At 60.5% G+C, this 23,246-nt stretch carries 24 protein-coding genes, 2 tRNA genes and 2 riboswitches; of the genes, 8 read left to right on the plus strand and 18 right to left on the minus strand.

Features of this window, described 5'->3' with window-relative positions:
• Positions 1-93: 93 nt before the first annotated feature.
• From fdxA to LHU53_RS11790, 7 genes are all read left to right on the plus strand, one after another.
• A complete protein-coding gene (fdxA, locus tag LHU53_RS11760; RefSeq protein WP_227332849.1) occupies positions 94-423 on the plus strand; it encodes a ferredoxin FdxA in 330 nt (109 codons plus the stop codon).
• A 23-nt stretch (positions 424-446) separates the two neighbouring features.
• Positions 447-1,493 carry an NAD(P)/FAD-dependent oxidoreductase gene (locus LHU53_RS11765; RefSeq protein WP_227332850.1) on the plus strand — a complete coding sequence of 349 codons (1,047 nt, stop codon included), beginning with the start codon at positions 447-449 and terminating at the stop codon, positions 1,491-1,493.
• Between the two features lie 195 nt (positions 1,494-1,688).
• Positions 1,689-1,797: riboswitch (TPP riboswitch) on the plus strand.
• A gap of 77 nt (positions 1,798-1,874) precedes the next feature.
• Positions 1,875-3,185, plus strand: a complete 1,311-nt coding sequence (locus LHU53_RS11770) for a cytosine permease (protein WP_227332851.1) — start codon at positions 1,875-1,877, stop codon at positions 3,183-3,185.
• Positions 3,182-4,348 (plus strand): FAD-dependent oxidoreductase, encoded by a 1,167-nt coding sequence (locus LHU53_RS11775; RefSeq protein ID WP_227332852.1) that lies wholly within the window; start codon positions 3,182-3,184, stop codon positions 4,346-4,348. The genes LHU53_RS11770 and LHU53_RS11775 overlap by 4 nt, the downstream gene beginning before the upstream one ends.
• Positions 4,345-4,542 (plus strand): sulfur carrier protein ThiS, encoded by a 198-nt coding sequence (gene thiS / locus LHU53_RS11780; RefSeq protein ID WP_227332853.1) that lies wholly within the window; start codon positions 4,345-4,347, stop codon positions 4,540-4,542. Before LHU53_RS11775 ends, thiS begins: the two co-directional genes overlap by 4 nt.
• Before the next feature lie 18 nt (positions 4,543-4,560).
• On the plus strand, positions 4,561-5,382 hold the full coding sequence (locus tag LHU53_RS11785; protein WP_227332854.1) for a thiazole synthase: 822 nt from the start codon (positions 4,561-4,563) through the stop codon (positions 5,380-5,382).
• Positions 5,383-5,508: 126 nt separating this feature from the next.
• Entirely contained in the window at positions 5,509-6,450 is a 942-nt protein-coding gene (locus LHU53_RS11790; protein WP_227332855.1) for a thiamine phosphate synthase, read from the plus strand.
• A gap of 4 nt (positions 6,451-6,454) precedes the next feature.
• Here LHU53_RS11790 and thiD read toward each other — a convergent pair whose 3' ends face one another.
• The 3 genes from thiD to thiM form a co-directional block, all read right to left on the minus strand.
• Entirely contained in the window at positions 6,455-7,288 is an 834-nt protein-coding gene (gene thiD / locus LHU53_RS11795; RefSeq protein WP_227332856.1) for a bifunctional hydroxymethylpyrimidine kinase/phosphomethylpyrimidine kinase, read from the minus strand.
• A gap of 80 nt (positions 7,289-7,368) precedes the next feature.
• Positions 7,369-8,034, minus strand: coding sequence for a thiamine phosphate synthase (gene thiE / locus LHU53_RS11800; protein WP_227332857.1), 666 nt, complete (start codon positions 8,032-8,034; stop codon positions 7,369-7,371).
• A gap of 3 nt (positions 8,035-8,037) precedes the next feature.
• On the minus strand, positions 8,038-8,886 hold the full coding sequence (thiM, locus tag LHU53_RS11805) for a hydroxyethylthiazole kinase (RefSeq protein ID WP_227332858.1): 849 nt from the start codon (positions 8,884-8,886) through the stop codon (positions 8,038-8,040).
• Positions 8,887-8,925: 39 nt separating this feature from the next.
• Positions 8,926-9,023: riboswitch (TPP riboswitch) on the minus strand.
• A 218-nt stretch (positions 9,024-9,241) separates the two neighbouring features.
• Between thiM and LHU53_RS11810 the strand changes: the two genes are divergently transcribed.
• On the plus strand, positions 9,242-9,991 hold the full coding sequence (locus LHU53_RS11810) for an NAD(P)H-binding protein (RefSeq protein ID WP_370632283.1): 750 nt from the start codon (positions 9,242-9,244) through the stop codon (positions 9,989-9,991).
• Positions 9,992-10,077: 86 nt separating this feature from the next.
• Here the strand turns inward: LHU53_RS11810 and LHU53_RS11815 are convergent, their stop codons facing one another.
• From LHU53_RS11815 to LHU53_RS11885, 15 genes are all read right to left on the minus strand, one after another.
• A complete protein-coding gene (locus LHU53_RS11815) occupies positions 10,078-10,698 on the minus strand; it encodes a CHRD domain-containing protein (RefSeq protein ID WP_370632284.1) in 621 nt (206 codons plus the stop codon).
• A 54-nt stretch (positions 10,699-10,752) separates the two neighbouring features.
• The gene (gene dnaQ, locus LHU53_RS11820) at positions 10,753-11,472 is read right to left on the minus strand and encodes a DNA polymerase III subunit epsilon (protein WP_227332859.1); all 720 of its coding nucleotides are present in this window, start codon (positions 11,470-11,472) and stop codon (positions 10,753-10,755) included.
• 224 nt (positions 11,473-11,696) lie between these two features.
• On the minus strand, positions 11,697-12,035 hold the full coding sequence (gene fdx / locus LHU53_RS11825) for an ISC system 2Fe-2S type ferredoxin (RefSeq protein ID WP_227332860.1): 339 nt from the start codon (positions 12,033-12,035) through the stop codon (positions 11,697-11,699).
• A gap of 60 nt (positions 12,036-12,095) precedes the next feature.
• Positions 12,096-14,036: a Fe-S protein assembly chaperone HscA gene (hscA, locus tag LHU53_RS11830; protein WP_227332861.1), complete on the minus strand. Its 1,941-nt coding sequence runs from the start codon at positions 14,034-14,036 to the stop codon at positions 12,096-12,098.
• Between the two features lie 38 nt (positions 14,037-14,074).
• Positions 14,075-14,596, minus strand: coding sequence for a Fe-S protein assembly co-chaperone HscB (gene hscB, locus LHU53_RS11835; protein ID WP_227332862.1), 522 nt, complete (start codon positions 14,594-14,596; stop codon positions 14,075-14,077).
• A gap of 18 nt (positions 14,597-14,614) precedes the next feature.
• The gene (gene iscA / locus LHU53_RS11840; protein WP_227332863.1) at positions 14,615-14,938 is read right to left on the minus strand and encodes an iron-sulfur cluster assembly protein IscA; all 324 of its coding nucleotides are present in this window, start codon (positions 14,936-14,938) and stop codon (positions 14,615-14,617) included.
• 67 nt (positions 14,939-15,005) lie between these two features.
• Positions 15,006-15,404 carry a Fe-S cluster assembly scaffold IscU gene (gene iscU, locus LHU53_RS11845; protein WP_227332864.1) on the minus strand — a complete coding sequence of 133 codons (399 nt, stop codon included), beginning with the start codon at positions 15,402-15,404 and terminating at the stop codon, positions 15,006-15,008.
• 130 nt (positions 15,405-15,534) lie between these two features.
• Positions 15,535-16,755 (minus strand): IscS subfamily cysteine desulfurase, encoded by a 1,221-nt coding sequence (locus LHU53_RS11850; protein WP_227332865.1) that lies wholly within the window; start codon positions 16,753-16,755, stop codon positions 15,535-15,537.
• A gap of 31 nt (positions 16,756-16,786) precedes the next feature.
• Positions 16,787-17,320 carry a Fe-S cluster assembly transcription factor gene (locus LHU53_RS11855; RefSeq protein ID WP_227332866.1) on the minus strand — a complete coding sequence of 178 codons (534 nt, stop codon included), beginning with the start codon at positions 17,318-17,320 and terminating at the stop codon, positions 16,787-16,789.
• 191 nt (positions 17,321-17,511) lie between these two features.
• A complete protein-coding gene (uvrB, locus tag LHU53_RS11860; RefSeq protein WP_227332867.1) occupies positions 17,512-19,641 on the minus strand; it encodes an excinuclease ABC subunit UvrB in 2,130 nt (709 codons plus the stop codon).
• Positions 19,642-19,778: 137 nt separating this feature from the next.
• Positions 19,779-19,854: transfer RNA gene (locus LHU53_RS11865), tRNA-His, on the minus strand.
• 48 nt (positions 19,855-19,902) lie between these two features.
• Positions 19,903-21,825, minus strand: coding sequence for a SurA N-terminal domain-containing protein (locus LHU53_RS11870; protein ID WP_227332868.1), 1,923 nt, complete (start codon positions 21,823-21,825; stop codon positions 19,903-19,905).
• 59 nt (positions 21,826-21,884) lie between these two features.
• A tRNA-Val gene (locus LHU53_RS11875) sits at positions 21,885-21,960 on the minus strand.
• Positions 21,961-21,975: 15 nt separating this feature from the next.
• The gene (locus LHU53_RS11880; protein WP_227332869.1) at positions 21,976-22,248 is read right to left on the minus strand and encodes an HU family DNA-binding protein; all 273 of its coding nucleotides are present in this window, start codon (positions 22,246-22,248) and stop codon (positions 21,976-21,978) included.
• Between the two features lie 245 nt (positions 22,249-22,493).
• On the minus strand, positions 22,494-23,216 hold the full coding sequence (locus tag LHU53_RS11885) for a nitroreductase (protein WP_227332870.1): 723 nt from the start codon (positions 23,214-23,216) through the stop codon (positions 22,494-22,496).
• Positions 23,217-23,246: the final 30 nt, after the last annotated feature.

Raw genomic sequence — 23,246 nt, forward strand, 5'->3', positions numbered from 1 at the left:
ATGCGACTGCAAGGCCGATCTTCTATCCTCGCGGCCTGCGTCTCGCAAGCATTTAAAATCGCGCCTTTCCAATCCAACCGTAGATCACTCAACATGACCCATGTCGTCACCGAAGCCTGTATCAAGTGCAAGTACACCGATTGCGTTGACGTTTGCCCCGTGGACTGTTTCCGCGAAGGCCCGAATTTCTTGACCATCGACCCCGATGAGTGCATTGACTGCGCTGTGTGCATCCCCGAGTGCCCGGTGAACGCCATCTATGCAGAAGAAGATGTGCCGAAAAACCAGCGCCACATGACCCAGATCAACGCTGAGCTGGCCTTGCTGCCCAGCTGGAAAACCATCACCAAGCGCAAGTCGCCGCTGCCGGAAGCCGAAGAGTGGAAAGACCGCACCGACAAGCTGCCGCACCTGCAACGCTGACCCGCTTCCCTTGACACACCACCGTGATTGAAACCGACGCACTGGTCATCGGGGCCGGGCCGGTCGGTTTATTCACGGTCTTTCAATTGGGCCTGCAAGGTTTGGCAGCCCAGGTGGTGGATGTGCTGGACGAGCCCGGTGGCCAGTGCGCCGCGCTGTACCCTGACAAACCCATTTACGACATTCCCGGTGTGCCGGTGTGCAGCGGGCGTGAGCTGACGCAGAACCTGCTGCGGCAAATCGCCCCGTTTTCACCCGGTTTTCACGGGGACCAGATGGTCAGCACCTTGGAGTTGCAGGCCGACGGCCGATGGTTGATCAGCACTGAGCGCAACCACCAGCCTTGTCAACAGTTCCTGGCGCGCACCGTGGTGGTGGCAGCTGGCGTGGGTGCGTTTGTGCCCAAAGAACTCAAGCTCGACGGCCTGGGCGCGTTTCTGGGCCAGCAGCTGTTTTACAAAACACCGCCGCCCGAGCTGGTCAGTGGCCAACACATCGTGGTGGTGGGTGGTGAAGACAAGGCCGTGGCCCAGGCTATCCGCTTGGCCCAAGGTGGCCAGATCCGTAGCATCACCCTGGTCTACCGGCGTGAGGTCTTGCAGGCCAGCGAAGCCGCCCTGGCTGAATTTGCCGCATTACGCGACGCGGGGCGCATCCACTTTCAAGCCGGGCAAGTCACCGGTATCCAGACTGACCACCAGCGATTGACCGGTGTGACGGTCAGCACCCCAGAAGACCAGGCCCTGAACCTGCCGCTGGACCTGTTGCTGGTGTTCCAGGGCATCAGCCCCAAGCTCGGCCCGGTGGCGCAGTGGGGTCTGGCCATGGAGCGCAAACAGCTCACCGTGGACACCGCCACCTTTGCCACCAGCGCACCGGGGATTTTTGCGGTGGGAGATGTGATCACCTACCCCGGCAAAAAGAAGCTGATCGTCTGCGGTTTCCATGAGGCTACCTTGGCCGCGTTTGGAGCGGCCGCGCTGGTCCACCCGGAAGCCTCGACGGTGTTGCAATACACCACCAGCAGCGCGCTGTTGCAGCAGCGGCTTGGGGTTTTGCCAGCGCCCTGAGAACGGGCCGGGCACCACCCAGCTTGATGCCCAACACCCTGGGGCCAACGCAGCGGCGGTTGGCCAGATTTATCACTTTTAATAGCTATCTACCCATATAACATATGGGCTAGAAGACAATTTGGCATCCAACATGGGATGTCAGCCAAGTGTTTGGTCACGCAGGCTAGAATCCGCCTCGCGCCAGTCACATGGCGCACACGCTAGGGGTGTTGGCCCGCAGTACACGCTGTGGGCCGACTGAGAGAGTCCCTTTGAACCTGATTGAGGTAATCCTCGCGCAGGGAAGCTGGTCCAAGCACGGGGGTTGCCGCCTTCTCAGACAACGTTTACCCGTCACGATCGACGCTGACCTGCCAACTTTTTGCATGGAGCAAACGGATGGCAAACAAACCTATTTCACCCAACCCGGCGTCAAATTCGGCGCTCTCACCCATCGCCGCCAGCGAGCGGGTTTTCAGCTGGCGCGACCACACTGCCCTGTGGTTCAGCCTGGGTGTGGGCCTGCTGGTGATGCAGATTGGCGCCTACCTGGTGCCCGCCGTGGGCAGCCGCGACGCGGCGGTGGCCATTGTGCTGGGCTCCCTGGTCGGCGCCGGCCTGCTGGCCTGGACCGCACGGCTGGGCTGCACCACCGGCCTGTCTAGCGCCGGGCTGATGCACGCCAGCTTTGGCAGCCACTTTGCGCGTCTGCCGGTGCTTTTGAACATGGTGCAACTGGTCGGCTGGACCACCTTTGAGCTGGTGATCATGCGCGACGGCACCCGTGCGATCACCCTGCAATCTTTCGGGCTGGACCTGGGTGGCACCAGCGGCCTGCTTGTCAGCACCCTGCTCTGGGGTGCGGTGCTGGTGGCGCTGCTGGTGGGGTCCATGACCCGGCTGGTGCGCCAACTCATCAGCCGCATCGCTCTGCCGCTGGTGATTGCCTCCCTGCTGTGGCTGAGCTGGCAGTTTGGCAGCCAGTTGCAGGCCCAAGGGCTCGCTGCTTTCTGGGCACGCCAGGGGGACGGCAGCATGGGCATGTTGTCGGCGATGGATCTGGTGATCGCCATGCCGGTGTCCTGGTTGCCGCTGGTGGCCGACTACGCGCGCCACGGCAAAAACGGCCGCAGCGCGATGAGTGGCACCTGGCTCGGTTACGCGCTGGCCAATATCTGGTGTTACGCCTTGGGGGTGATGGTGGTGAGTGTGGCGCAGCCGGGCACCGACCTGGTCACCGCGCTGCTGCTGGCTCAAGGTGGTTTGCTGGCGTTGAGCCTGATTCTGGTGGATGAAATCGACAACGCTTATGGCGATGTGTATTCCGCCTCGGTGTCGGGCCAAAGCCTGCGTGGCAGCTGGAGCATCCGGCAATGGGGCCTGGTGCTGGCGGTGCTGTGTACCGCGCTGGCGCTGGTGTTGCCGATGCACAGTCTGGAGCCGTTTTTGCTGTTGCTCAGCTCGGTGTTTGTGCCGCTGTATGGGGTGATTCTGGGGCGGCTGGCGCTGGGTTCACCCAGCCTGACCGCATCCAACAAAGCCGTGGACTGGATGGCCGCTGGCCTGTGGCTGCTGGGCATAACTTGTTATCACCTGTTGGCCAATTACGCGCCGCAATGGGGCTCTGCCCTGCCCACGCTGGCCATAACTTTCACCCTGGCCTGGCTGACGCGCCCGGCTGCTGCTGCCTTGCGTGAGGTCCACGCATGAACATCACGATTTTGGGTGCCGGCCTGATGGGTCGGCTGCTGGCGTGTTCACTGGCACGCGCTGGCCACACACTGACGGTGTTTGAAGAACGCGCGGCAGATTCGCGCGGTGCCGCCGCTTTTGCCGCTGCCGCCATGCTGGCGCCACTGGCCGAGTCGGCCGTGGCCGAGGACGAAGTGGTGCGCCTGGGCCAACACAGCTTGACGCGCTGGCCCGAACTGATCGCCGCGCTCGACACCCCGGTGTTTTTCCAGCGCGAAGGCACACTGGTGGTCTGGCACCGCCAGGACGCGCCGGATGCGCAGCGTTTTGGCCAGCTGCTGGCCGCCACTGGCTCACGCCTGCCAGAGCTGCCGCAGCCACAAACGATGGACAGCGCCGCGCTGGAGGTGTTGGAGCCCGGCATGGGCAGCCGGTTTGCCCACGGCCTGTACCTGCCCGGTGAAGGTCAACTCGACAACCACCAGCTGATGGACGCGCTGCTGTTTCAGATGCTGCGCCTGGGTGTGGACTTGCACTGGACCAGCCCGCGTGGCCCGCTTGACTTCTGCCCCGGCCAAGCCGGTGAGCCCGACTGGTTGCTCGATTGCCGCGGCCTGGGTGCCCAGCCGCAGTGGCCTGAGTTACGCGGTGTGCGTGGCGAAATCGTCACCTTGCACGCGCCCCAGGTGCGCTTGTCGCGCCCGACCCGGCTGATCCATCCGCGTTACCCGATCTACATCGCGCCCAAGCAAGAGGGCTACTTTCTGGTGGGCGCCACCGAGATCGAGTCGGACGACACCTCACCGATGAGCCTGCGCTCGGCACTGGAGCTGCTCAGCGCCGCCTACACCGTGGACAGCGGTTTTGGCGAGGCCCGCATTGTGGAGCTGGTAGCGCAGTGCCGCCCGGCCCTGCCCAACAACCTGCCCACGGTGCACTGGCTCGGCACACGTTGTTTGCAGGTCAACGGCTTGTACCGGCACGGTTATTTGATCGCCCCCGCGATGCACGATGTGGTGCTGGAGCTGATGGCCAGCGGCAGCTCGCCCCTGGCACAAGGCCTGGGGCTAACCGGTTTGGTCCAAACCAGTGCCACCTCACCCCAGCCCTCTCCCGAGGCGGGAGAGGGTGATTACAGTCGCGGCGCGATGCTCTCGGCCTGCCTGGAGGCCGCGCCATGAAGGTGTTCCTCAACCAACAAGCGTGTGAGTTACCCGCCGGGGCCACGCTGGCCCAGGCAGTGGCGACCAGCCAGGTAACACCGCCTTTTGCGGCTGCGCTGAACCGGCAGTTTGTGCCCAACACCCAGTATGCACAGACCCCACTCCAAGAGGGTGACCAGATTGAATTGATCGCCCCGGTGGTGGGCGGCTGAACCCACACAGTTAAACCCATGAACACAGATCACGTGTCCCCTGACACCCCACTGAACGACCCGCTGGTGCTGTACGGCGAGGTCTTCGCCAGCCGCCTGATGCTGGGCACCGCGCGTTACCCCTCACCCGGCATCTTGCAGGCGGCCGTCAAACGCGCCCAGCCTGCCATGTTGACCGCCTCGCTGCGTCGGCAAAACCTGGACAGCAGCAACAGCCCCAACCGCTTCTGGCAACTGCTGGCCGAGCTGGGTGTGCCGGTGTTGCCCAATACCGCCGGTTGCCACACGGTGGCCGAGCTGATCACCACCGCGCAGATGGCGCGTGAGGTCTTCAACACGCCCTGGCTCAAGCTTGAACTCATTGGTGACGACTACACGCTGCAGCCCGACACGCTGAACATGGTGGACGCCGCCCGCCAGCTGATCAACGACGGCTTCAAGGTGCTGCCCTACTGCACCGACGACCTGGTGCTATGCCAGCGGCTGGTGGACGTGGGTTGCCAGGCGCTGATGCCCTGGGCCGCACCGATTGGCACCGGCAAAGGCCCGATCAACCCCTACGCCTTGCAGACTCTGCGCGCACGCCTGCAGGTGCCGATGATTGTGGACGCAGGCCTGGGTCGGCCGTCGCACGCGGCGCAGGTGATGGAATGGGGCTTTGACGGCGTCTTGCTCAACACCGCCGTGGCGCTGGCCAACGACCCGGTGCGTATGGCCGGTGCCTTTGCCGCCGCCACCCAGGCCGGGCGCGATGCTTTTCTGGCTGGCACCATGGCCGAAAAAGCCTCCGCCGAGCCCAGCACACCGGTGCTGGGCACACCGTTCTGGCACCAGACCTGATTCCATTTCTAAATCACCCGTGTCGTTGTTGCTTCGCCTTGTCGTGCGTCAGCACTGCCTACGGCTTCGCGCCTAGACACGAATGATTTGGAAACGGAATACGCACAGCCCAACCCATCCCGCACCATGACCCACACCGTGAGCCACCTGGCGCAAGCCATAGTTAATGCCCATGCCGCGCTGGCACTTGGCACCCCCAAGAGTTCCAAGGCTTTTGAGCCTCTAACCCTTATCCATCAGGGGCCAACAGCTATCAACAATGAGTCAGACGCCGAGGTCTACCAGGCCGCCCACTTGGCCAGTTTGGCGCTCGATTTTGACGAGGCCGATGCCCAGTCAATAGCCCGCGCCTGGCAAGCACAAACGCGGCGCACCGGTCAGTTTGACGCACACCACTGGCCCACCGAGCCGGTCGACTTTGGCTTGCTCTCCCGGCCAGATGCCGCAGCGTTTGCCCCCTGTCCACAGCAGCTGGGCCTGTACGCGGTGTTGCCCGATGCGGCCTGGGTTGGTCGAATGGCGCGCGCCGGGGTGCCCACGGTGCAACTGCGTTTTAAATCCGACGATGCCCAGGCCATCACCCGTGAGGTGCGTGCGGCGGTCGAGGCGGTGCGCGGTACCCCGGCGCTGCTGTTCATCAACGACCATTGGCAGGCTGCCATCGAGGCCGGGGCTTACGGTGTGCACCTGGGGCAGGAAGACCTGAGTAGCCTGAGCGAGTCCGACCTGGGCGCCATCCGCCGCGCCGGGTTGCGTCTGGGCCTGAGCAGCCACGGTTATGCCGAGATGCTGCGCGCTGCCCAATGTGGCCCCAGCTACATCGCGATGGGTGCGGTGTTTGCCACCACCCTCAAACGCATGGCCACCCCACCCCAAGGTCTGGCGCGTTTGCAGGTCTACAGCCGCTTGCTGCGCCACTACCCCACCGTGGCCATTGGCGGCATCGACCTGGCGCGCCTGGGCGCCGTGCTGGCGTGTGGGGTCGGGTCTGTGGGGGTGGTGCGAGCGCTGGTGGCGGCAGACCAGCCCGAAGCGGCAGTGCGCGCGTTTCAAGCGGCCTGGGTCTAAATCCTCAGAGCAAGCGCATCACCACCGGCGCAAAGCCGTGGTTCAGCGGGCCGCTGCCCTGGCCGGTTTTGACGGTGGCACCGGCTGCCATGGCTTGGCGCACAAATTCTCTGGCTTGTAACACCGCGTCTGGCAGGGTGTGGCCCAGGGCCAGATAGGCGGCCACGGCGCTCGACAAGGTGCAGCCGGTGCCGTGGGTGTTGGGGCTGTGGATGCGTGGGCCGTGCATCCAGATTGGCTCGGCGCCCGATGCCAGCAGCAGGTCCACCACCTCATCACCCGGCAAATGGCCACCCTTGAGCAGCACCGCCCGCGCGCCCTGGCCCAGCAGCAGCTGGGCGGCGGGCAACATGTCTTGCACGTTGCTGAGCGGCTTGCCCACCAGCAAACCGGCCTCGTCCAGGTTGGGAGTGATCAGCGCCACACGGGCAAACAGCTCGGCCACCAGCACATGGATGGCCTCAGCGTCGATCAGCACCGCGCCGCTGGTGGCCACCATCACCGGGTCAAACACCACATGCGGCGGCTGGTGTTTGTCCATCGCCTGGGCCACGGTGCGCACAATGTCAGGCGCGTGCAACATGCCGATCTTGACCGCGTCCACGCCAATGTCTTCGATCACCGCGTCGATCTGGTCACGCAGAATCTGCGGCGGCACACCGTGGATGCTGCGCACCCCACAGGTGTTTTGTGCGGTGAGTGCGGTGATCGCCGTCATGCCAAAACAGCCCAAGGCGGCAAAAGTCTTCAAGTCCGCCTGGATGCCCGCGCCGCCGCCGCTGTCCGAGCCGGCAATCGACAACACATGCGGGTAGCGCTGATTCAGTTCAAACGTCATAACAAACTGTCCTTATGCCACAAGGGCTAGAGGCTAAAAAGGCTTACAAGATATGAGAAACCTGGGCGCTGTCTGTTAGATCAAAACAGCGCCCGAAAAGCCCGCGCCGCCGCTGCCGGGTCATCCGCTGAACACAGCGCACTGACCACCGCCAGCCCGTTGGCCCCGGCGGCCAACACCTCGGCCGCATTGCTCAGATGGATGCCACCAATGGCCACCAGTGGCAATTGGGTCACAGCCCGCACGGCAGACAAACCAGCCAGCCCCCAGGGCGGCGCGGTGTCTGTTTTGGTGGGGGTCGGGAACACCGGGCTGACACCCAAATAGTCCACCGGCAAGCTGGCAGCGCGGTGCACATCGTCCAGCGTTTCGACCGACAGGCCTATGAACACCTGCGCTGGCAGCAACTGGCGCGCCAACGCAACGGGCATGTCCGACTGGCCCAGGTGCACACCCTGCGCGCCGCAGGCCAGCGCCACGTCAATGCGGTCATTGATCACCAGCGGCACACCCAGCGGGGTCAGCAAGTCGTTGAGCGCACAGGCCAGCGCGACAAAGTCGCGCGTGTTGCTGGTTTTTTCACGCAGCTGCACACAGGTGACGCCGCCCTGCACCGCCGCCATCACCACGTCCGTCAGGTTGCGACCCCGTAGCGCCTGCTGGTCGGTCACCAGATACAGCCGCACCAGATCGGCCACCGCCACGCGGCCCGGACGCGCCATATCACTCACAAAATCAGAGTGCATGGCTCAAGCACTGATTGGGCCAGAGGCCATTTTGAGCACAGATTCGAACGTCACCTGATCCATCAACTGCAACTGGTCCAGCAAAGCAATTTGCAAGCTGCCCACACCCAAACCCTGGGCCTGCACCTGCTGTGTGGCCACCTGCCCCACCACGCCCAGGTACGCCATGGCCGAGACCGTGGCGCGCCAGGCATCGGGCTGCACCGCACAAAACGCCCCCACCAGCGCGGTGGCCGAACAACCCACGCCGGTGATGCGCGTCATCCACTCATGGCCGTTGGACAGACTCACGTGGCGGTCACTGGCGTCCAACACATGGTCCACCTCACCACTGACACACACCACACCGCCGGTGCTGGCGGCCAGATCGCGTGCGGCTTGCAGGGCGTCGCTGACGGCAGCGCCGCTGTCCACCCCGCGCGTCTGCACGGCCACACCCGCCACACTCATGATCTCGGACGCATTGCCCCGAATCACCGACGGGCTGGCCTGGGCCAGCAAGGCAGCAATGCTCTGGTTACGATAGCTGGTAGCCCCCGCACCAACAGGGTCCAGCACGGTTTTGATGCCACGTTGGGCGGCAATGGCCAGCGCCTGGCGCATGCTCTCGATCCAGTACGGCTCCAAGGTGCCGATGTTGAGCACCAGCGCCTGCGCGATGGCCGCCATGTCGCGCACCTCTTCGTGCGCGTGCGCCATCACGGGTGAGGCGCCCATGGACAGAAGGAAGTTGGCATTGTAGTTCATCACCACCAGGTTGGTGATGGAGTGGACCAGCGGGCGCTGCGAGCGCACCGCGAGCACGTCAGCCCAGATGTCAGAAGGGGTTAAAGCGTTGGAAGAAATCGTCATGGCCGTCACAGGTTAAAGACCCGAAGTCGCACGACGCTAAGCAAGTTTTTGACGCTTTCCTACGCTGGCACGACCCAGATCAGGTTCTAAGAGTATTTCTCAGCCACCCGAACCGGGCGGCACCTCTAGCGGGGGGGATTATGACGGATGAGCAGCGCCATCCGTTGAACACAGTCTGATGAAGTTTCCTGAAGCCGCCGATTCATCGAATTGCCAAGCCTGCTTCTCACCCAGTTGCGATATTTAAAACAACAAACGCGGCTTGGCACCAACGTTTGTTTTTCTATCAAGCCCCCCGTGTAACCTGAAGGCAGGCAAGACGAGCAATGGTCGGCAGACTTGAGGCTGGTCAAGGGTGGCACAGTTTGGCAATTGGTGGCAACACTCAGAAATCCGCTGCTGTGATGCGGTACTCTTGAAACTAGGTACGGATACGGAGGTGGATATGCCAACAGGTGATGGGCGGATCGTTTTGGTGGCCGGCGCTACCGGTCTCGTGGGCAGGGAAATCATCGCAGCGCTGTTGGCAGACAAGTCGGTGGACGTGGTTCACTGTCTGAGCCGCCGACCTCTGGCGCTAAAGCACCCCAAACTCCATGTTCTTGTGGTCGATTTTGCTGCGTTGCCGTCGTTACCCAAGGTTGATGAATGCTTTATTGCGTTGGGTACCACCATCAAGGTGGCTGGCAGTCAGGCAGCGTTCAAATCGGTCGACCTGGATGCTGTTGTGGCAGTCGCCAGGGCGGCCAAGTCAGCCGGTGCAACAAAATTGGGCGTGGTCAGCGCCATGGGTGCCAACGCGCAATCTCGTGTTTTTTATAACCGCATCAAGGGTGAGATGGAGCTTGCACTGACCAGCTTGGGCTTGCAATGCCTGGTGCTTGCGCGACCGTCCTTGCTGGATGGCAACAGGGCGGCACTGGGTCAACCAGAACGTGGTGGCGAGGATTTTGGGCTGTTGCTGGCGCGCCGCTTGCGGGTCTTGCTGCCTGCGAACTACCGGGCCATTCTGGCCAAAGATGTGGCGCATGCCCTGGTCCGGGCGGTCAAGGCGGCCAAGCCAGGCGTGGTGACGCTTTTGTCAGGTGAAATGCAGGGCGCATGACGGCATACGCCAAGTCCTAAAAGTTGAAACTCGTGGGATTGCATGGGTTTTCCATGATGCCGTCCACCTTAAGAACCCCAACGTAGTCATTTTGCCTGCATGACTTGGGCCCTAATCTCACCACCCGGGTAAGCCTTGGTATGTATATTGACGTACCACTTGCCACTCAACAGATCGTTGGCCTGCTCTGGCGTAATAGTGGCCTGCCCCACGATGGGGCTTTCGACACTGCCTTTGAATCCTACGACAACACCTGCATTTTGACCCGGCTCAGCTGGCCCATGAAAATGGGCCGCTCCAGCAAGACCACTGAGACCTGAGTAGACCACTTTCCATGTCAACTCATTGGAACCCGTATTCAAAGTCGCTTCGACCGTTCCCATGCCTGCGCTGGTGGCGTTGGGGGCGACAGAAAATGTTCCATTCAGGGCAACTGTATCGGCGGCATAGGCGATATTTGCGTAACCGGTGAATGCCAACAAGGCAGCACAAACAATTCGTTTGCTCCTGGCACTGGATTGACTGAACATGATTTTTCCTTTCGGAGGTGATGGCCTGACCGGGAATTCGGCTTTGCGGCTTTCAGCTGCCATGTTCGCAAAATGCCCTTTTTTGAAAAGCAGGTCATTTTTCAACCACGACCACAATAGGGCCACTGCACCAGCAACCTCCGCATATGACTTGGCAACCAGCGATTGCGAGGCCATCAAATAGCAAGCAGATTCGGCGATGTCAATACCAAAGCGTCGAGGTCAACCGAATCACCCCGCCGTCACCGGCTCCAACACCCGCCAAACCGTTTTCCCCTTGCTGTCCTTGTCGATCTGTTTTAACACGGTTTCGTGGGCGGCCAGTTCCTGTTCGTTGGCGCTTAACACCGGTAGGTTAAACACCCGCAGGTCCATCAGCGGGGCGCCGTTGCCAGCCGCCTCGTTGGCCGAGCTGTCGTCCATCAGCAACACGTTTTGCCCGCGCGTGAGGTTGATGAACACGTCGGCCAGCAGCTCGGCGTCCAGCAGCGCACCGTGCAAGGTGCGGCCCGAGTTGTCGACCTCCAGGCGGTCACACAGGGCGTCGAGTGAATTGCGTTTGCCTGGGTACAGCTCCTTGGCCATGACCAGGGTGTCGGTCACGCTGGCAACAATCTCGCGCACCTTGGGGTGGCCGAGTTTGCCAAACTCCATGTCCAGAAAACCCAGGTCAAACGGCGCGTTGTGGATGATCACCTCGGCACCGGTCAGGTAGGCCAGCAGGTCGTCGGCAATCTCCTCAAACTTGGGTTTGTCCTTGAGGAACTCGGTGGTGATGCCGTGTACCTTGAGCGCTTCTTCATGGCTGTCACGCCCCGGGTTCACATAGATGTGGCGGTTGTTGCCGGTGAGTTTGCGGTTGACCATCTCCACACAGCCGATTTCGATGATGCGGTCGCCGTTGTCGGCAGACAGGCCAGTGGTTTCGGTGTCGAGGAAAATTTGGCGCATGGGTTCGGATCAAAAAAAGGAGTCTAACTCGCAGGGCGTACCGCCCACCCAATCTGCTGGTGCCAAAAACAGCGAACGGCTAGCAGCGTGCGTTGGGTGTCCGGCGCAGCGACACAAAGGAGGAGGCTTAAGGCGCAGCCGCAAGCCGGGGGACAGTCGCGGAGTCGGACGCCCAGCGTGCGCTGCGGGTTAAAACAAGCGCGAAAGGTCGACGGCGAAGACCCTCAGTGATTCTCTTTGGCGTGGTTGATCGAGTACTTGGGTATCTCAATCACCACGTCTTTTTGCGCCAGGATCGCCTGGCAGCTCAGGCGCGACTGCGGTTGCAAGCCCCAGGCGCGGTCCAGCAAGTCGTCTTCTTCTTCCTCAGACGGCGCCAAAGAGTCAAAACCCTCCTTCACGATCACATGGCAGGTGGTGCAGGCACAACTCATCTCGCAGGCGTGTTCGATGTTGATGTGGTGCTCCAGCAGCGCCTCGCAGATCGAGGTGCCGGCCGGAGCAGTCACCTCGGCGCCTTGTGGGCAGTATTCGGCGTGGGGCAGGATTTTGATGGTGGGCATAGTTAAATTGTTGGGGTCAGAGCACTTTGGCCGCGCAAAGTGGCCTGACCCACAATGTCCTTAGATTGTTTCGATATTTTTACCGGACAACGCGCGCTGGATGCCGCGGTTCATGCGCAACGCGGCAAAGGCTTCGGTTTTTTTGGCCAGCACCGCGGTGATGGCTTCGATGGCGGCCGGGTCTTCCAGATCGCACGCGGCACGCACCTGGCGCATGAGTTGCTCGATCTCGGCGCGCTGGGTTGCATCCAACAAATCACCGTCAGCCGCCAGCGCGCTTTGGGTGGCCAGAATCATACGGTCGGCGTCCACACGGGCCTCGACCACGGCGCGCACAAACATGTCGCGCTCGGCCGAGGTAAAGCTGTCTTGCAGCATGCGGGTGATGAGTTCGTCGCCCAGGCCGTAAGAGGGTTTGACGGTGATGTGCGCCTCGACCCCGCTGACCTGCTCCAGCGCCGAGACACTCAGCAGGCCGTCGGCATCCACGGTGAAGGTGACGCGGATGCGCGCCGCACCAGCGGTCATTGGCGGGATACCGCGCAGGGTAAAGCGCGCCAGGCTGCGGCAATCACTCACCAGGTCGCGCTCGCCCTGCACCACGTGCAACGCCAGCGCGGTCTGGCCGTCCACATAGGTGGTGAAGTCTTGCGCCTTGGCGGTGGGGATGGTTTCGTTGCGCAGCACAATGCGCTCGACCAGGCCACCCATGGTTTCAACCCCCAGGCTTAAGGGGATCACGTCCAGCAGCAGCAAATCGCCGCCGGGGTTGTTGCCAGCCAGCTGGTTGGCCTGGATGGCAGCGCCGAGCGCCACCACCTCGTCAGGGTTCAGGTTGTTGAGCGGCGGCTGGCCAAAGAATGCACCCACCGCTTTTTGAATGTGCGGCATGCGGGTGGAGCCGCCGACCATGACCACACCTTTGACGTCATCAGCCGACAGCTTGGCATCGCGCAGCGCCTTGCGCACCGCGCTCAGGGCGCGGGTGGTAAGCGGCTGCGTGGCGGCGTCAAAGTCCGCACGTTTGACGTTAAAAGTGACTTCACCTTCCGTCAATGCGGCGTGAAATGTGGCTGACTCTGCCGCCGTGAGCGCTTCTTTGCAGGCCCGGGCTGCGGCTTTGAGGGCGGCTTTGTCGGCCGGACTGCGGCTGGTCGCGTTGCCGTAGTTGGCGCAACTGGCGGCGCACTGGGGCTCCACACCCAAATTGCTGCACACGTTGACGGCGCTTGCAGATGGCTCGGCCACCTGTGCCAGCACCCAGTCGGCCAAAGCGTGGTCGTAATCGTCGCCACCCAGGGCCGAGTCGCCGCCGGTGGCCACCACCTCAAACACGCCTTGTGTCAGCCGCAGGATCGAGATGTCAAACGTGCCGCCGCCCAAATCGAAGATGGCATAAACGCCCTCACTGGCGTTGTCCAGCCCGTAGGCGATGGCTGCCGCGGTGGGCTCGTTGATCAGGCGCAGCACGTTGATGCCTGCCAGTTGCGCGGCATCTTTGGTGGCCTGGCGCTGGGCGTCATCAAAATAGGCCGGCACGGTGATGACCGCACCATACAAATCGTCGTTGAAGGTGTCTTCGGCGCGGTAGCGCAAGGTGGCCAGGATGTCACCACTCACCTCGACCGGCGACTTTTCACCCTGCACGGTTTGCAGGCCCAGCATGCCAGCGTGGTCCACAAACTGGTAAGGCAACTTGCCCGCCAGCGCCACGTCTTTCAGGCCGCGGCCCATGAACCGCTTGACCGAGGCAATGGTGTTGACCGGGTCATCGGTCCCCGCCGCCACCGCGTCCCAGCCAATTTGCCGCGCGCCACCGGGCAGGTAACGCACGACCGAGGGCAAGATGACCCGGCCTTCGCTGTCTGGCAGACATTCAGCCACGCCGTGGCGTACTGAGGCCACCAGTGAATGGGTGGTCCCCAGGTCAATGCCGACCGCAATGCGGCGCTGGTGCGGGTCAGGCGTCTGGCCTGGTTCAGAAATTTGGAGTAACGCCATGGTTCTTAAAAGGTGACAGGGCCCGTGGGGCCGGAGGCTCAGGTTTCAATCTGGTCGAGTCGGGTGTTGACATCGTCTTCAAAACGCTCAACAAACATCAGTGCGCGCACTTGGGCCACAGCCTGGTCAAACGCTTGCTGGTCGTCAATCAGACGCTCTATGTCTTTTAGCATGTCACGCTTGGCGCGTTGCACCTGCTGGCTGATTCGTTCAAGGTCTTGTGCACCTTGCGCCTCGTCGAGTTCTTCACGCCATGCCATCTGTTGCATCAGAAAAGCAGGAGGCATGGCCGTGTTGTTTTCGGCATTGACCGGGGCGCCGTTGAGTTCACACAGATAGGCTGCGCGTTTGAGCGGGTCTTTCAGGCGCTGGTAAGCCTCGTTGATACGCACCGACCACTGCATGGCCACCCGCTGGGCGGCAGCGCCCTGGTCGGCAAACTTGTCCGGGTGGGCCTGTCGCTGAAGATCCTTCCAGCGGGCGTCGATGGCAGTACGGTCCTGGCCAAAGCGCCGCACCAGCCCAAACAGCTCAAAATCGTCAGATTGGAGGGATTTCAATTGAGTCGCACCGTCGCTTCAAACACGGAAAGACTCGCCACATCCGCAACGGTCTCGCTCCTTCGGATTGTTGAACTTGAAGCCCTCGTTGAGCCCTTCGCGCGCATAGTCGAGTTCGGTGCCATCCAGGTACACAAAACTCTTGGGGTCCACGATGACCTTGACACCGGGCAAGTCAAGCACCATGTCTTCCTCACCGACGCTGTCCACATATTCCAGCGTGTAGGCCATGCCCGAGCAGCCGGTGGTCTTGACGCCCAATCGAACGCCCACACCCTGCCCACGTTTGGTCAGGTAGCGGGCGAGCTGCGCAATCGCCTTGTCTGTCAGCGTTATAGCCATGGTGTCTTGAGATCTTTGATTCAGTGCACCACCCCAGCCAGGTCAGGCCGGGGCGGGGTGATGGAGATTAAGCGGTTAATGCGTCAGTGTGTTTTTGGCGGTAGTCGTTGACTGCGGCCTTGATGGCGTCTTCCGCCAAAATCGAACAGTGGATTTTGACAGGTGGCAAGGCCAATTCTTCGGCAATCTCGCTATTTTTCAGCGCGGCGGCCTGCTCCAGCGTCTTGCCCTTGACCCACTCGGTGACCAAGGAGCTGGACGCAATGGCCGAGCCGCAACCGTAGGTCTTGAAGCGTGCGTCTTCAATCACGCCGGTCTCGGGGTTGACCTTGATCTGCAGCTTCATCACGTCGCCGCAGGCCGGTGCGCCCACCATGCCGGTGCCGACCGAGTCGTCGCCCTTGTCAAACGAGCCAACGTTGCGGGGGTTTTCGTAGTGGTCGACTACTTTTTCAGAATATGCCATGGTTGTTCTCCTTCAAATCTGTCTCAAAAAACGCGGCCTAAGCCAGAGATGCCGTGGAACCGGCTTTGCCGGGCCGCTGGCATCGCCCCCTTGAGGGGGAGGCGGCGCCAGCCGACACAGGGGTGTTTGTCTAATGTGCTGCCCACTGGATCGTGGAAATATCAATGCCTTCTTTGTACATGTCCCACAGCGGACTCAACTCGCGCAGCTTGGCCACATTGAGCTTGATGGTCTCGACCGCGTAGTCGATGTCAGCCTCGGTGGTCCAGCGGCCAATCGTCATGCGCAGGCTGCTGTGGGCCAGTTCGTCGCTGCGGCCCAAGGCGCGCAGCACGTAGCTGGGCTCCAGGCTGGCCGAAGTGCAGGCCGAACCGCTGCTGACCGCCAAGCCCTTGATGCCCATGATCAACGATTCACCTTCCACATAGTTGAAGCTCATGTTGAGGTTGTGCGGCACACGCTGGGTGAGGTGGCCGTTGATGAACACCTGCTCTACATCTTGCAGCCCGGCCAGCATGCGGTCATGCAGTGCCTGGATGCGGACGTTTTCCTCACCCATTTCTTCCTTGGCAATGCGGTAGGCCTCGCCCATGCCCACACACTGGTGCGTTGGCAAAGTGCCAGAACGCATGCCGCGCTCATGACCGCCACCGTGCATTTGCGCCTCAATGCGGATGCGTGGCTTGCGGCGCACAAACAATGCACCAATGCCTTTGGGGCCATAGGTTTTGTGCGATGTCAGGCTCATCAAATCAATGGGCATCTTGCTGATGTCAAACGCCACGCGACCGGTCGCTTGCGCCGCATCCACATGAAAGATCACGCCCTTTTCACGGCAAATGGCGCCGATGGCCGCCACGTCCTGAATCACGCCAATCTCGTTGTTGACATACATCACGCTGGCCAGGATGGTGTCGGGGCGAATGGCGGCTTTGAACACCTCCAAATCAACCAAGCCATCGGCCTGCACATCCAGGTAAGTCACCTCAAACCCCTGGCGCTCCAGCTCGCGGCAGGTGTCCAGCACCGCCTTGTGCTCGGTTTTGACGGTGATGATGTGTTTGCCTTTGGACTGATAAAAGTGCGCGGCACCTTTCAAGGCAAGGTTGTTGGACTCGGTGGCGCCGCTGGTCCAGACAATCTCGCGCGGGTCGGCGCCGATCAAGGCGGCCACGTGCTCACGGGCTTTCTCGACAGCGGCTTCAGCCTCCCAGCCCCAGGCGTGACTGCGGGACGCCGGGTTGCCAAAATGCTCGCGCAACCAGGGGATCATCGCGTCCACCACCCGCTGGTCGCAGGGGTTGGTGGCGCTGTAATCCATGTAAATCGGAAAGTGCGGTGTGCTGTCCATAGGTAACTCTCTGGCAGGTTGACGTGAAAACTTAGATTTTGGAGAAGGCGTTGCCCAGGGCAAATACCGAGTTGGGGGCATTCACCCGCATCGGCTTGATCGGCATGCTGGCAATGGCGCGCTTGAGATTGGGCTTTTCTTCCAGCTCAAAACCCTTGGCCAGTTGCTCGTCCACCAGCTTTTGCAGGCTGACCGAATCGAGAAACTCCACCATCTTGACGTTGAGCGAGTCCCACAAGTCGTGCGTCATGCAGCGGTGGCCTTCGCCCAGGCAATTACCCTTGCCTGCGCATTGGGTTGCATCCATCGGCTCGTCGACCGAGGTGATGATTTCGGCAACGGTGATATTGTTGGCCGACTTGGCCAATGTGTAGCCGCCGCCCGGGCCGCGGGTCGACTCCACCAACGCGTGGCGGCGCAGCTTGCCAAACAGCTGCTCAAGGTAAGACAGCGAAATCTGCTGGCGCTGGCTGATGGCTGCAAGCGTGACGGGCCCCGACGATTGGCGCAGCCCAAGATCAATCATCGCAGTAACCGCAAAACGGCCTTTGGTGGTGAGACGCATGGCAAGCTCCTGACGTTTTGTTGAAAACCAGCCGACAGATTTGTCGACTAACGCACTCAAGTATACCAAAAACCCAGCGCTGCAGTCGGGTAAATAGACTGAATGGTAATTTTGTAAGGGTATTCAGCGGCTTCTTATGAATTAGATAGCACCTAGCCATTGATATAAAAGGGCTAGAGGCCAGTTTTAGCTTACTTTCCAGCAGGCACCAGCAGCGTAATGTTATCGCTGCCCGGGGCGCCAAAGGCCTGTTCTTTCAAAATCGCCAGCTGATCACGCACCCGTGCGGCCTTTTCGAACTCCAGGTTGCGGGCGTGTTCCATCATGAGTTTTTCCAGGCGTTTGATCTCGCGCGAGATGTCTTTTTCGCTCATCTCTTCGACCTGGGCGCGCTGCATCGCGTCGCGCTCAAGCTTCTCGGCCTCTTTGCCCGCCTTTTCACTGTAGACGCCGTCGATCAGGTCGCGGATCTGTTTGACGATGGAGCGTGGTGTGATGCCGTTCTTGAGGTTGTGCGCCACCTGTTTGGCGCGGCGGCGCTGGGTCTCACCGATAGCGCGCTCCATCGAGTCGGTGATCTTGTCGGCGTACAGGATCGCCCTGCCCTCCAGGTTACGCGCGGCACGGCCAATGGTCTGGATCAGCGAACGCTCGGAGCGCAAAAAGCCCTCTTTGTCCGCATCCAGAATCGCCACCAGCGACACCTCGGGAATGTCCAGCCCTTCACGCAGCAGGTTGATGCCCACCAGCACATCAAACGCACCTAGGCGCAGGTCGCGCAGAATTTCGACCCGCTCTACGGTGTCGATGTCGCTGTGTAGATAACGCACCTTGACACCGTTGTCGGTCAGGTAGTCGGTGAGCTGCTCGGCCATGCGTTTGGTCAGGGTGGTGATCAGCACCCGCTCGTTTTTCTCGACACGGATGCGGATTTCCTGCAACACGTCGTCCACCTGGCTACTCGCCGGGCGCACTTCGACCTCGGGGTCAACCAGACCGGTCGGGCGCACCAGCTGCTCCACCACCTGCCCGGCGTGGTCCTTTTCCCACTGCGCGGGGGTGGCCGAGACAAAAATCGCCTGGCGCATGCGCGTCTCAAATTCTTCAAACTTGAGTGGCCGGTTGTCCAGCGCGCTGGGTAGGCGAAAGCCATACTCCACCAGCGTGGTCTTGCGCGAGCGGTCGCCATTGAACATGCCGCCAAACTGGCCGATCAACACATGCGACTCGTCGAGGAACATCACCGCGTCCTTGGGCAGGTAGTCGGTGAGTGTGGCGGGTGGCTCACCGGGGGCGGCGCCGCTCAGATGGCGCGAGTAGTTTTCGATGCCCTTGCAGTGGCCGACCTCAGACAACATTTCCAGGTCGAACCGGGTGCGTTGCTCAAGGCGCTGGGCTTCCACCAGCTTGCCTTGGCTGACAAACTCCTTGATGCGGTCCGCCAGCTCAATTTTGATCGCTTCCACCGCCGACAACACCTGCTCTCTGGGTGTGACGTAATGGCTGCTGGGGTACACCGTGAAGCGCGGGATTTTTTGCCGGATGCGCCCAGTGAGCGGATCAAACAGCTGCAACGATTCGATCTCGTCGTCAAACAGCTCGACGCGGATCGCCATCTCGGAGTGTTCGGCCGGAAAAATGTCGATGGTGTCGCCGCGCACGCGGAAAGCGCCCCGTGAAAAATCCATGTCGTTGCGCTGGTACTGCATGCGCACCAGCTGCGCAATCATGTCGCGCTGGCCCATTTTGTCGCCTGCGCGCAGCGTCATCACCATCTTGTGGTACGCCTCGGGCTGGCCAATACCGTAGATGGCCGAGACGGTGGCCACAATCACCACATCACGCCGCTCGAGCACACTCTTGGTGCACGAGAGGCGCATTTGTTCGATGTGTTCGTTGATGGCGCTGTCTTTTTCAATGAACAGGTCGCGCTGCGGCACATAGGCCTCGGGCTGGTAGTAGTCGTAATAACTGACGAAATACTCCACCGCGTTCTTCGGAAAAAACTCGCGGAACTCGCTGTACAGCTGTGCTGCCAGGGTTTTGTTCGGTGCAAACACAATCGCCGGGCGGCCCAGGCGCGCGATCACGTTGGCCATGGTGAAGGTTTTGCCCGAACCGGTCACACCCAGCAGGGTCTGGAACACCTCACCGTCTTCTACACCTTCGACCAGCTGCCTGATGGCTTCGGGCTGGTCGCCAGCAGGCGGATACGGCTGGTACAGCTCAAACGGTGAGCCAGGAAAGCTGACGAACTGGCCGGTGCGAATGTGCTCGGCATCGTCAGTGGAAACAAGCGTGATCGGTGTAGGCGCAGACATGTGGTGGGTGCAATCGGTTGAAGGCAACCGAGCATGTTATCCAACTCCTCTGCAGCAAGCTTGACGACAGGGTGGCCACATGAGCCACCAAACGAAAAAGCCCGCTGTCTTTTTGACAGCAGGCTTTTTATGTTAGGTGGGGTGGCTGATGGGGCTCGAACCCACGACAACAGGAATCACAATCCTGGACTCTACCAACTGAGCTACAGCCACCGTAAGCGTAAATTATAGCGCAAGAGCATCAACTTCAAACAACCCAAACTACGGCAAAGTGGTCACATTCTGCGACGGTTGACTCACCAAAAACGCCACCTTGAATTTTTCCTTAAGGGAAGCGTAATACGCGCCCGCTTCAGCAGCCGTCCACCACTGAGAATACTGCGCACGATCTTGCGCCGCAGTGGGCTGGCTGGCTTCATCACGCGGCACCACCTTGTTTGTGCGCACCACAGCGTACCCGGCAGAACCAAGATCGACGCCTTGCCAGACTGGCAAGGCCTTGGCATCAGCCCTGAGTGCTGCCGTCACAATTTGTGCGGGGAGATTTTGCATTTGATCCCGGGCCACTGTCAGAGCGCTGGGCAACACGGCTTTCTCTGGCGCCTTTTGCCACAAGGCCATTTTTTCTGCCCCTTCTTTTTTGGCAAGTTCTGTGGCGCGTGCAGCAACAACACCGTCTCGCACTTGTTGACGCACCTCTGCCAAGGTCAGCGTTTTGACGGGGTTATAAGTGATGACGCGCCCCGCGGCCAACTGGTTCACGGCTGTCTCGACGGCTTCTGTGTTACGTTTTTTCTCGATGCTGTCCGCCGCAAACAACGCAGCGAGAAACTTTTCACTGGCGAGGACACCAGAGGCACCGGGCGCAGGTTGACGCGTCACTGCAGCAACCGTTTTAACCTCGAGTCCGAGCTTGTCGGCCACGGGCTTCAGGCTGTCTGACTGCTCGTACACCGTATTGGTAAACAACTCTGCCACCTCCGCAAATTTGCGTTGGGCCTGTTGATTTTTCAGATCGCTCTCGATCCCGGGGCGCAGCTCGTCAAACGACCGCTGCTTCGGTTCTTTGACGTCGGTCAGCTTGATAATGTGATAGCCAAAATCCGACTCAACCAACTCGCTGATGCTGCCTTTTTTCATGGCAAAGACTGCATCTTCAAACGGTTTGACCATCGCGCCACGTCCAAAGTAGTCCAGATCGCCACCTTTGGGCGCTGAACCAGCATCCTGCGAGTTCTTCTTGGCAACGTCGGCAAAGCTGTCGGGCGCTGCGCGAACTGTTTGGAGCAAGGATTCTGCCTGCGCCTTGGCTTTTTCCCGCTGTGGCGCGGGGGCATCCTTGGGGGCGTTGATCAGGATGTGACTGGCCCGGCGCTCCTCATTGCCGCTGAGTCTGGCCACGTTTTGCTCGTAATACGATCTCAGGTCTGCTTCCGGGACTTTGATGTCTTTTTTGACAGCATCGATGTCCAGAACAACGTATTCGACCTGGGCCTGCTCGGGCGCTTTGAATTGGGACACATTGGCTTGGTAAAAAGCCTCCAGATCAGCATCCGACGGATTGACAGTTGCCGCATAGTCCCTGGCCAGGAAGTTCACGACCTGAATCTCGCGGCGTTCAAAAAAAGCGTTCAGTGCCACATCGGCCGGTGCCGTTGTCAGCAAGCCGGTCTGTATCACGCCAGCTTCAACCTGTTGTTTTGAAATGTCCTGGCGCACCGTGTTTTCAAAACCTTCTGGTGTCAACCCCTGGCTGGCTGCGAGTTGCCGATAGCGCTCCATGTCGAGTTTGCCATCTGCTCGGCGTAGCGACGCAATGGTGGGATCTTCCTGCAGAAAGCGCGCCAGTCTCGCGTCACTGGTGATCAGGCTGGATTTTTCAGCTGCAACTTGCAGGACCGTGTCACGCACCAAGCGTTCGAGTGTGGCGTATCGGGCTTGCGGAGAGTCAAACAGCTTGACATCCAGTTCCGGCCGAGAGGCCCGCAGGCGGTCAACGTCATTTTTGTGCGCTGCATCCCATTGCGCCTGCGTGATCTCAATCGCTCCGACCTTCGCGACAATGGTGTCTGTCTGGTTCATCTTTTGATACCCGTCGATACCGAACAGCACAAAAGAGGGAATGATCAGCAAAACCAGCAAAACCATCATGATTTTGGTGTGTTTGCGAAAAATGTCGAACATGTGAAAACTCTCCTGCAAGCAAACAAAAAAGGCGAACTGTGAGTTCGCCTTTGCATGGGTGGTGGGTGATGACGGGCTCGAACCGCCGACCTACGCCTTGTAAGGGCGCCGCTCTACCAACTGAGCTAATCACCCCACCGAAAACAACGTTCAGTTGATCGCATCTTTCAATGCTTTGCCGGGCCGAAACTTGGGAACCTTGGCAGCCTTGATTTTAATCGAAGCACCCGTGCGAGGATTGCGCCCAACGCGCGCCGCGCGCTTGCCAACAGCGAAGGTGCCAAAACCGACCAGCGACACGGAATCGCCCTGCTTCAAAGTCAATTTAACTGCCGCAATTGTCGACTCGAGCGCCCGTGCTGCAACCGCTTTGGGAATGTCTGCATCAGACGCTACGAAATCAATCAGTTCTGTTTTATTCACAACCTACCTCTTAGGAAAATTGGCGTTTACGAATTTGTTGCTTCAAGCATTTGTATTGCTTTGCAAAAATGGCTTTTTGTCTCTCAGACATCAGTTCTTGTCAACCGATACCGCCACGCCGCCCGGGATTCTAAGCGGATTTAAATAGGCAACGATTCGGTGCCGCAAAGATTTCTGGCGCTGACGCCTTCACCAACAGGCCAGCATCACACGCCCCTTGGCTGCCTGCAGCCTGCCTGAACGGGTCAATCCAGCCATGTTGTGAAGTCGTTCACGGCCACTCTGGGCGTCTGGAACGTATTGACGAGGTCTGTTGGGTCGGCATAGCCCAGCGCCATGCCACACACCAGCATGTCACCCTCATCGGCACCAATATGCGGCAGGATGATGTTTGCAAAACCATTCCAGGCCGCTTGGGGACAGGTGTGAAGACCCTGCGCACGGGCCGCCACCATCAGGCTTTGAAGATACATGCCGTAATCGAGCAGCGATCCCCGCCCCATGACACGATCGATGGTGAACATGAGTCCGACTGGCGCATCAAAAAAACGGTAATTGCGCTGGTGCTGGGCGTGCATCATGTCCTTGTCACCCTTGCCGATCCCCAGCAAGCCATACAGGCCCCAGCCGTTTTCACGCCGCCGGTCGATGTAGGGACTGACCCATTTCTCCGGGTAATAGTCGTATTCCTCGCGAAAATTGGCGGCCAATGCCGGGTCGGCACGCAGCGCATCATGCGCGGCGCAGACCTTCGCCACCAACGCATCCCGGCTGGCGCCTGTCAGAACATAAACCTTCCAGGGTTGGGTGTTGGTGCCGGACGGCGCCCGGCTGGCCACTTCCAGCAGGTGCTGAAGCAGACTGCGCGGCACCTCACGCGGCAAAAAGGCGCGCACCGACATGCGGGACGTGATGGCATCTTCAACGACACTGGCCAGGTCAGCCTGAGATTCAAGGGTTGGAGTCATGGTTTTTTAAGCAAGTTGGAAATATCAAAC

Source organism: Rhodoferax sp. U2-2l, from assembly GCF_020594515.1.
Classification (GTDB): Bacteria; Pseudomonadota; Gammaproteobacteria; order Burkholderiales; family Burkholderiaceae_C; genus Rhodoferax.